This window comes from Zhongshania aquatica (assembly GCF_027257955.1).
GTDB classification, from domain to species: Bacteria; Pseudomonadota; Gammaproteobacteria; order Pseudomonadales; family Spongiibacteraceae; genus Spongiibacter; species Spongiibacter aquatica.
In genome coordinates, this window is sequence record NZ_JANZNQ010000019.1 from 68715 (window position 1) to 78116 (window position 9402).

Genomic DNA, 9402 nt, shown 5'->3' on the forward strand with positions numbered 1-9402 from the left:
AGTGGATTCTCAGCGTAGGGTTTTAAAAACACGTTCGGCAATGTCTAGCGTGTCATCAATATCTGCGTCCGTGTGGGCGGCGGACAGGAAGCCCGCCTCATAAGAGGCCGGAGCAAGATAGACTCCGCCTTCTAACATGCCGTGAAAAAAGCGGTTGAAGCGTTCAGTGTCGCAGGCCATAACTTGCTGGTAGTTGGTGACGTGCTCTGTGTCTGTAAAAAATACCCCAAACATGGTGCCGACGTGATTACTGGTCATTGGGATACCCGCCGCGCTGGCGCGCTCTTTTAAGCCCTTCACCAGTTTGTCGGTCTTTTGAAAAACAGGCTCATAAAAACCGTCTTGCTCGATGTGTTTGAGCATGCAGAGTCCGGCGGCCATGGCGATGGGGTTTCCAGAAAGCGTTCCGGCCTGATACACGGGACCGCTGGGTGCGATGTATTCCATGATCTCACGTTTACCGCCAAATGCGGCAACTGGCATACCGCCGCCAATTACTTTGCCAAGGCAGGTGATATCTGCTGCTACACCGTAATAGCCCTGAGCGCCTTGTAAGCCAAGGCGGAAGCCGGTCATGACTTCATCAATAATTAAAACCGTGCCGTTTTGGTCGCAGCACTCTCGAAGGCACTCTAGAAAGCCAGGTATGGGTGGCACGCAATTCATATTACCTGCAACGGGTTCGACGATAATGCACGCAACTTGATCACCGTATTCGGCGAATGCAGCACGGACACCGTCGATGTCGTTGTAAGTTAGGGTAATGGTGTGCTCAGCCAGCGCCGCAGGAACGCCAGGTGAACTGGGCACGCCCATAGTGAGTGCGCCTGAGCCAGCTTTGATGAGTAGCGAATCTGAATGGCCGTGATAACAACCTTCAAATTTGATGATTTTGTCGCGGTTGGTATACCCGCGAGCAAGACGGATAGCGCTCATGGTCGCTTCAGTGCCGGAGTTGACCATGCGAACCATGTCCATGCCTGGCATGATGCTACAGAGCTTTTCAGCTAGCTGGGTTTCAATCTCTGTTGGTGCGCCAAAGCTCAGTCCCTTTTGAAGTTGCGCAGTGACGGTGGCAATAACATCTGGGTGGGCGTGGCCGAGAAGCATTGGTCCCCATGACAGCACGTAATCGATATATTTTTTACCTTCAACATCAAAAAGGTAGGGGCCCGAGGCATGGTCGATAAAGATTGGAGTGCCGCCGACCGCTTTAAATGCGCGCACTGGGCTGTTGACGCCGCCGGGGATGCGATGGCGGGCGGATTCAAATAATTGCTCGGAGCTAGTCATATAAAAAATCTTAGTGGCATAAAGTGAAGGCGGGTATTATCCCGCGCTGGGTGGATTATCGCTAGTGCACTTATTTTTAGCGCTTAAAAGGGTTTTAGCACCGCTAATATTACTATCGCAAACAGGGCGATGACAGGTGCCTCATTAAACCAGCGATAAAAAACGTGATTGCGTTGGTTTTGGTCGTTGGTGAATTTTTTAACTAAATGCCCGCAATATAAGTGATATGCAATAAGGCCAATAACAAACAGTATTTTGAGGTGTAGCCAGCCTGCGTGAAGGTAGTAGTTGGTGTTTTGCGCGATCAGTAGACAGCCAAAAAATACAGTTAAAAACGCAAAAGGCGTGATGAAGCGATAGAGCTTGCGCTCCATAATTTTAAGATGATCACGGGTTGCTTGGTCTTCTGCCATAGCGTGGTACACAAATAGCCTCGGCAGATAAAAAATACCGGCAAACCAGCAGATAATGGCAATGATGTGGAAGGCTTTTAACCAAAGCATGTCGAGATCCTAAATTGTTAACACATGGCTAATGCGACACCGGAAAAAAGAGGCGGGCATAATATAGCGGCTTATCCGCTGTTTTGGCACTTGCCATCATAGGGGCATAGTAAAATCACATTTCTGGGTGCTGGGTGTTGCTTGTGAATTAGCATACAATATAAGTCAGCCAATTGCGGCTCGCCGTATTATTTTTATCTGGCGCATTCTCTTTATGCTCAGCCGCCTGCACAGGCCCTTTATTACATGAACACCAATAGCAAACGTACCCAAACAGCTCGCAGACTGCGCCTGTGGTGGACCTTGGGTAATCGCCACACGCGCCGCCAACTCGGCACACTTGAGGACTGGAAAACACGCGGTGTTTTTTGGTTCGGCGCCTTAACGGTTGGTTTGGTAATTCAGGGATTTGCGTGGCTGTCTGAAGAGAGCTTCTCGCTAACTGAGCAAATGTTCGACAGATATCCATATGCTTTCTTGTTAATTACTCCGCTGGGTCTGATGGCGATTGTGTGGGTAATGAACTTAGGGGGTAAAGCAGCGCGAGGCAGTGGTATTCCCCAGGTGCTATTGGCGCACAAACAAAGCTACCACTGGCTCCGTGGGCCATTTCTCTCTTTTCGGGTAGCAACATTGAAAGTCCTGCTAACCTGTGCCGGTTTGTTGGTAGGTGCAACGGTAGGGCGTGAGGGGCCGAGTGTTCATGTCGGTGCCGCGCTCATGTATAAATTTGGCACATGGGCGAAGTTAAAGCAGCGGCAGGTTGAAAGCAGCTTGATTGTGGCTGGCGGTGCGGCTGGGGTTTCCGCTGCGTTCAATGCCCCTCTGGCGGGGATTGTGTTTGCAATTGAAGAATTGCAGCAGTCCATGGAAGCGCGAACCACCGGTACATTTATTATGGCGATTATCCTTTCGGGGGTGGTTGTTTTAGCGTTTGCTGGGCACTACAGCTATTTTGGGGTGCCAGAAGTATCGGCAATGCCCCTGGCGGATTACCCATATATCATTGGTGTCAGTGCGGGCTGCGGACTATTGGGCGGGCTGTTCAGTCTGTTCTTGGTGCAGGGTAATCGGGCAATGGCGCCATTAGTCATGCAAAGGCCGCTGCGGGTTGCATTTGTTATTGGTATTTTTTTAGCGGGCATGGCCATTCTGTCGGATGGTCTGACCATGGGCAGCGGTTACGTTGAAGCAAAGTCTCTACTGGCAGGGCAAACTGAGGGTAGTTGGCTTACCGCCGGTGGAAAAATGCTGGCAACTTTGCTGACATATTTTAGCGGTATACCCGGTGGTATTTTCTCGCCAAGTTTAGCGGCAGGTGCCGAGCTTGGTTCGGCAATGGGGCCTATGTTTCCTCAGGTGCCGGCGGTGTCACTGATTTTGGTCGGTATGGCGAGTTATTTTGCGGGTGTGGTTCAGCGGCCAATTACTGCGTTTGTTATCGTGCTGGAGCTGACGGGCAATAATCACGATATACTGCCTGCATTAATGGTTAGTGCGTTGGTTGGTACTGCAGTGTCGAAATTAGTGATGTCTGAGCCTGTGTATCATGTGTTGGCAAGGGATTTAGTTCGCGGCTGGGATCATTTACTACGTGAAAAAGAAGAGTCGGGGTTGGTCGCCGCAACAGATGATGCGGTAACAGAGCAAAAAATAGAACAGCGTTAAAAGAGGAGTATTTAGGTGTTAAAAGTTGGAATTGTCGGCGGTACAGGTTACACCGGAGCAGAGTTGCTACGTTTATTGTCTAGTCATGCGGAAGCCGAAGTGGCCATGATTACATCGCGCGCCGAAGATGGCGTTGCTGTTGATGAATTGTTTCCTAGTCTACGTGGCGCCGTAGATTTACGTTTTACCGCGCCAGATGTGCAGTCCTTGGCAAGTTGTGATGTGGTGTTTTTTGCAACGCCACATAACGTGGCTATGAACATGGTGCCAGAATTGTTGGCAGCCGGTACGCGTATTATCGATTTGTCAGCGGACTTTAGAATTGCAGATGCCGAGCTTTGGTCGAAGTGGTACCACGAAAAACATATTTGTCCTGATGTGTTGGCCACCGCTGTGTATGGCTTACCTGAACGTAATGCTGATAAAATTCGCGATGCGAAGTTAATTGCCTGTCCCGGCTGCTATCCGACCGCGGTGGAGCTTGGGTATATTCCATTACTTGAACAGAAGTTGGTTGACCCTAAGCGCTTAATTGCCAGTGCGGCATCAGGTGTCAGCGGTGCAGGGCGTCAGGCAAAAATTGATAATTTATACGCAGAATTGTCCGAGAGCTTTAAGGCATACGGGGTTGCCGGACACCGTCACTTACCTGAGATTGAGCAGGAATTGGCCTTGGCGGCGGGTGGGCCGGTAAATCTCACGTTCACCCCACATTTGTTGCCGCAGGTTCGGGGTATTCATGCAACCTTGTATTCTGAATTGCTTGATCCGGCGGTTCCCTTGGATGAATTGCAGTTTATGTTTGAAAAGCGCTACGCAGATGCGCCGTTTGTTGATGTGATGCCCTTGGGAAGTTTGCCGCAAACGCGCTCAGTGCGGGGAGCGAATACTTGTCGCATCGCGTTGTACCGGCCTCAGAATAGAAACACTGTGGTGGTGTTGTCGGTGATTGATAACTTGGTTAAAGGTGCGTCTGGTCAGGCGATACAAAACATGAATTTGATGTTCGGTTTGCCTGAAACGATGGGGCTGCAGGGCTTGGCCTTACTGCCTTAATGTTAATACTTGACTGAATTAGTCGGAAAAGCCGATAATCACGTTAATTATGGTGCTTGTTTGTACCTTTGCAGTAGTGAGGTGATATATGTCTGCGGTTGAACAGTTTACGCCGTCAGTACTAACATTGACGGATAAGGCGGTTGCCAAAGTTAAAAGCTTGGTTGAGTCTGAATCCAATGATGATTTGAAGTTGCGGGTGTTTGTTACCGGCGGCGGTTGCTCGGGGTTTCAGTACGGGTTTACCTTTGATGAAATTGCTGAGGAAGATGACACTTTGGTTCAGCGCGGCGGTGTAACCGTGCTTGTTGATCCATTGAGCTATCAATATATCGACGGTGCTCAAGTAGATTACACTGAGGGTTTGGAAGGTTCTCGATTTGTGGTGAGTAATCCAAATGCGAGTACAACCTGCGGTTGTGGGTCTTCATTTTCGGTTTAAGTTATATAGGCTCGACGTGTGTTGGGCCTTTTTTATTTCCGCTTCCTTTCTAATTTCCTCTACACCTTCTCGGTGTTTATGTTGTAACAATCATCAATTTAAGCGCAGCAATATGACTGCGCTTTTTCATGCTGGGTAAATTGCGCCCAGTATTCGTGGTCCGCGAGCGCCGGTCACAGCGGGAATGTTACCAGCTAAATTGTTCAGTGTTTGCTTTGCTAGCCAGGCAAAGGCAACTGCCTCTACCCAGTCTGGGGGGATACCGAGAGCATTGGTGTCAGTGACGATTCGGTTTGGTAGCAGTTCAGAAATTCGTTTGCGTAGCGCTAGATTCGCACTTCCGCCACCGCATAGGAATACCGAGGCATTTTCTTTGCTCGTGTTATCAATAGCGTCGCAAATACTGCGAGCGGTAAGTTCTAGCAGCGTTGCTTGTATGTCTTCGGCGGCGACGGAAGGGTAGTTCTCCAGCGCCTCTTCAATGGTGCAGTTATTGAAATGCTCTCTGCCGGTACTTTTCGGGCCAGTTTGTGCGTAGTACGGTGTCTGTAGAAACCATTGCAGCATCGGTGTGTTGACGGTTCCGCTCGCGGCCCAGTTGCCGTCGCGATCAAAGTCTTGTTTCAGGCTTGTATGTATCCAGCTGTCCATCAAGACATTGCCCGGTCCGGTATCGAAGCCCGTTACCTCGCCATTTTGTTTAAGTAGGCTGATATTTGCCATGCCGCCGATATTTAGGATTACCCGTTCTTCGGATTTACTGGCAAATACTGCGGCGTGAAAGGCGGGAACTAGCGGTGCACCTTGACCTTCTGCTGCGATATCACGGCGGCGAAAGTCTGCGACGGTGGTTATACCGCTTATCTCTGCGATAGTGTTTGGGTCGCCAATTTGCAGAGTAAATGCGCTTGAGTGGTGCCTGCCTGCATCTGGCGGGCGGTGCCTCACGGTTTGGCCGTGACTACCTATCGCCGTGATATCTGCAGGATCTATATCTGCACTTCTACACAATTGAAGCGCCGCGTTGGCAAAAACGCGACCAATTTCTCTGTCGGTCTTGCCGAGCAGTTCAATCTCATTGGGGCTTTCAGCGCAAAGTCTAAGAATGTCCGCTTTTAATGAGGCAGCTAGCGGCGCTGAAATACTATGCTCAAAATGGATGCTGTTGTCGGAATTTACGTGGATTAAGGCTGCATCTATTCCATCTAGGCTCGTGCCTGACATCAAGCCTATGTATTTCAATTGTCTAGCCCGCGTCTACATTCGTGTAATTCCGCTGCGCAGCGTAGGTTTTTAGCTGAAGTTGCATGCCGGAAATTTGGTTTTTGAATATTGGCATTTCGCCAGCATTAACCTTGGTTGGCGGTGGCAACTTGGTCACGATAGTTGCGGGGTTGCGGTGCACGCCATTCACTAAAAACTCATAGTGAAGATGAGGGCCGGTGGCGTAGCCGGTTGATCCTACCCAACCGATGGTTTCACGCTGTCGTACACGATCTCCTTTTGATACGGCTCGTTTATGTAAGTGCAGGTACTTAGTCATATAGGCTTCGCCGTGTTTAATGAACACGTAGTTACCATTGGCTTTTGAGTATCCCGCGTCGGCAACGCGCCCATCGCCTGCGGCATACACCGGTGTGCCGCGCGGAGCAGCATAGTCTATGCCGCGGTGGGGGCGTACGGTTTTGAATACTGGGTGTAAACGTTGGGGGTTGAAGCCAGAACTAATTCGGGTGAAATCCAGTGGTGCGCGCAAAAATGCTTTGCGCATGCTTTCGCCGCTCTCAGAAAAGTAGTCAACGTCACCTTTTGTGTTGATGTAGCGGTAGGCCTCAAAAGAGCGTCCTTGATTGAAATATTGTGCTGCGAGTATTTGCCCGCTGCCTAGGCGTTCGCCGTTTAAGTAAAGCTCTTCATATATAACAATAAAGTAATCGTCTTTGCGTACGTCATACACGAAGTCTAATACCCCGCCGAAAATATTGGCGAGCTCCATAATGATGCTTTGATTTACACCCGCGTCTTGTGCGGCTTTGTAAAGCGATGACGTAATAGTGGCGCTGGCAACACGCTGTCGGATTTCGGGTGTTTCTGCCAATTCTGTTGTGTTGAAGCCCGTTACACCGCGTTCGAAAACGAGGCTATTGAGCTTGTCTAGCTGATAGCTCATTGCGGTAAGTTCGCCACTATCGTCTATCTGGAATGACAGTTGCTGGCCAGGGCGAATTTTGTTGAGTGCTTTGGCCTTTGGTGCAGTGGTAAGCAGTTCATGGAGTATTTGTGGTGATAGATTGGCACGGCTGAAGATAGCAGACAATGAATCGCCTGGTTTCACTTGCACTTCGGTCCAGGGTTTCTCTGCCTCTTCTATTGGAAGCGGTGCTGTGTCTGCTGGGCTACTCGCAGCTCTAGCGGGACTAAGCTCTAAATTTAGCGGGATAGCCGTGCGTTTAGCTTCGGCATTTTCGCCAGGCAGCAGCAGTAAAGATAAGCCAAGGGCGATAAGTGTCGATGCCGCAAGGGCCAAGTGGCGTCGCGGAAATTTACCGTCACTATCTTTTCGGACGGCATGCCTTTTGGGTATCCATTTTTGCATAATTCTATTGCTTATATGCCTGTTGGTGATTTTTTGTGCAGTATAGCAAATGTACTGCATGCTTAAAGCCCGTAAAAACCGAAACTTAAAGTAGATTCTAGCTTGAGCGAGCCTATCTGTCAGCTCTTCCCGGTTTGCATTTGTTGTCGGTTGTTGTATCTTGCCGACTCTTCGGTAGTTTCCCAGTTCTGCAGGCCATCTAAATACGGTGGTTTGCGCTATTAGTATATGAAGGTCGGTGTATGACAGCTGTAAACGCGGATTTACTCACGGAATTAGAGGCGCGGGGCTTAGTTGCGCAAATGACGGGTGAAAACGGCTTATCAGGATATCTTTCTGAGGGTGCGCGTACGCTGTATTGTGGTTTCGACCCAACTGCAGATAGTCTCCATATAGGCCATCTTGTTCCTTTGTTGGCGCTGCGTCGTTTTCAGCAGGCGGGTCATAAGCCAATTGCGCTTGTGGGCGGTGCGACGGGGTTGATCGGTGACCCAAGTTTTAAGGCGCAGGAGCGCCAACTTAACACGCCTGATGTTGTTGCCTTGTGGGTTGATCGGTTAAAGGCGCAGGTCTCTCGCTTTATCGATTTTGAATGTGGTGAAAATTCTGCCGAAGTGGCGAATAACCTCGATTGGTTTGGCCCTATGACGGCGCTGGAGTTCTTGCGCGATATAGGCAAGCATTTTTCGGTAAATACGATGATTGCTAAGGAGTCGGTAAAGCAGCGTATAAATAGAGAGGGTTCGGGTATCTCGTTTACTGAGTTTAGTTACTCCTTATTACAGGGGATGGATTTTTCAGAGTTATATAATAGATACGGTTGTACCTTGCAGTTAGGCGGTTCTGACCAGTGGGGTAATATCATTGCTGGGGTCGATCTAACCCGTCGCCAGCATGGCGCCGCGGTGCATGGCTTAACAATGCCGCTGGTCACTAAAGCCGACGGCACCAAGTTTGGTAAAACCGAGTCGGGCACTATTTGGCTTGATCCGGCTAAGACTTCTCCTTATGCGTTTTATCAGTTCTGGCTTGGTACTGCGGATGCGGACGTATACAAATTTCTCCGTTACTTTACTTTTTTATCGCTGTCGGACATCGATGCGATAGAAATAAAGGATAAAGAAGAAGGGCGTCCGGCAGCTCAGCGAATACTTGCTGAACAAATGACCCAGTTGATACATGGCGATGATGGGCTTGCTGGTGCGCAACGTATTACTGAGGCGCTTTTTTCCGGCGAATTATCGGAATTGTCTGAGCGAGATTTCCAGCAGTTGCAATTAGATGGTTTGCCGACAGCTGAGTTTTGTAGAGAGGAGTTGAAAGATAAGGCATTGACCCAGTTGTTAGCGGATGTTGGCATGGGCGCCGGCAAGCAAATAAAGGACGCGCTGGGTCGAGACGCCGTGTTCGTCAACGGCGTTGCTACTGGCCTTGCGGATAATATGAATCTAGCTAGTGTATTTTCTTTGGCAAACGCCTTGTTCGAAGATTACTATCTTGTGAAGCTGGGTAAAAAGAAACATCAGCTCCTGGTGATTAAGTGAGCGGTTTGCTTAAAAAATCATCGCTAAGTGGTTGATAGTTAAACAAAGTGGTTGGAATTTGTACGCTGTTAAATCTTTTTAAAAAACTTTTCAAAAGTATGTTGACTCCCATCGTCGTATCTCTATAATGCGCCTCCTCAACTGCTGACGCGGACTTCACTGAGGTGAGGGAGGCGGATTTAGAAGGCGGTTGAGGTAGTAAGAAAGTTTAAAAAACTACTTGCTACTGAGGATGAAGTATATATAATACGCCTCCTCGCTTAAGGGCAACAACTTAAGCAAAATCAAAACCCTGGCGGT

Annotated in this window: 8 protein-coding genes; 4 read left to right on the top strand and 4 right to left on the bottom strand. The window is 49.2% G+C overall.

The features are described from left to right. Positions 1-9: 9 nt before the first annotated feature. Positions 10-1293, bottom strand: a complete 1284-nt coding sequence (gene hemL, locus O9X78_RS16345; protein WP_269620802.1) for a glutamate-1-semialdehyde 2,1-aminomutase — start codon at positions 1291-1293, stop codon at positions 10-12. Positions 1294-1376: 83 nt separating this feature from the next. Next, a complete protein-coding gene (gene hemJ / locus O9X78_RS16350; RefSeq protein ID WP_269620803.1) occupies positions 1377-1796 on the bottom strand; it encodes a protoporphyrinogen oxidase HemJ in 420 nt (139 codons plus the stop codon). Between the two features lie 246 nt (positions 1797-2042). Here hemJ and O9X78_RS16355 point away from each other — a divergent pair, with 246 nt between their 5' ends. The 3 genes from O9X78_RS16355 (at position 2043) to erpA (ending at position 4962) form a co-directional block, all read left to right on the top strand. Then, a complete protein-coding gene (locus tag O9X78_RS16355) occupies positions 2043-3464 on the top strand; it encodes a chloride channel protein (RefSeq protein WP_269620804.1) in 1422 nt (473 codons plus the stop codon). Positions 3465-3479: 15 nt separating this feature from the next. Next, positions 3480-4520, top strand: coding sequence for an N-acetyl-gamma-glutamyl-phosphate reductase (argC, locus tag O9X78_RS16360; protein ID WP_269620805.1), 1041 nt, complete (start codon positions 3480-3482; stop codon positions 4518-4520). Between the two features lie 88 nt (positions 4521-4608). Next, positions 4609-4962, top strand: a complete 354-nt coding sequence (gene erpA, locus O9X78_RS16365; protein ID WP_269620806.1) for an iron-sulfur cluster insertion protein ErpA — start codon at positions 4609-4611, stop codon at positions 4960-4962. Positions 4963-5088: 126 nt separating this feature from the next. Here erpA and O9X78_RS16370 read toward each other — a convergent pair whose 3' ends face one another. Both O9X78_RS16370 and O9X78_RS16375 read right to left on the bottom strand, forming a co-directional pair. Next, positions 5089-6204 (bottom strand): anhydro-N-acetylmuramic acid kinase, encoded by a 1116-nt coding sequence (locus O9X78_RS16370; RefSeq protein WP_269620807.1) that lies wholly within the window; start codon positions 6202-6204, stop codon positions 5089-5091. Positions 6205-6208: 4 nt separating this feature from the next. Continuing rightward, positions 6209-7558, bottom strand: coding sequence for a peptidoglycan DD-metalloendopeptidase family protein (locus O9X78_RS16375; protein WP_269620808.1), 1350 nt, complete (start codon positions 7556-7558; stop codon positions 6209-6211). Positions 7559-7800: 242 nt separating this feature from the next. On the opposite strand from O9X78_RS16375, the gene tyrS reads away from it, so the two are divergent. Then, positions 7801-9102: a tyrosine--tRNA ligase gene (tyrS, locus tag O9X78_RS16380; protein WP_269620809.1), complete on the top strand. Its 1302-nt coding sequence runs from the start codon at positions 7801-7803 to the stop codon at positions 9100-9102. Positions 9103-9402 lie beyond the last annotated feature (300 nt).

Bases quoted from the DNA above. Each gene is read 5' to 3' on its own strand.
- hemL (WP_269620802.1), bottom strand. From the start codon at position 1,293: ATGACTAGCTCCGAGCAATTATTTGAATCCGCCCGCCATCGCATCCCC.
- hemJ (WP_269620803.1), bottom strand. From the start codon at position 1,796: ATGCTTTGGTTAAAAGCCTTCCACATCATTGCCATTATCTGCTGGTTT.
- O9X78_RS16355 (WP_269620804.1), top strand. From the start codon at position 2,043: ATGAACACCAATAGCAAACGTACCCAAACAGCTCGCAGACTGCGCCTG.
- erpA (WP_269620806.1), top strand. From the start codon at position 4,609: ATGTCTGCGGTTGAACAGTTTACGCCGTCAGTACTAACATTGACGGAT.
- O9X78_RS16375 (WP_269620808.1), bottom strand. From the start codon at position 7,558: ATGCAAAAATGGATACCCAAAAGGCATGCCGTCCGAAAAGATAGTGAC.
- tyrS (WP_269620809.1), top strand. From the start codon at position 7,801: ATGACAGCTGTAAACGCGGATTTACTCACGGAATTAGAGGCGCGGGGC.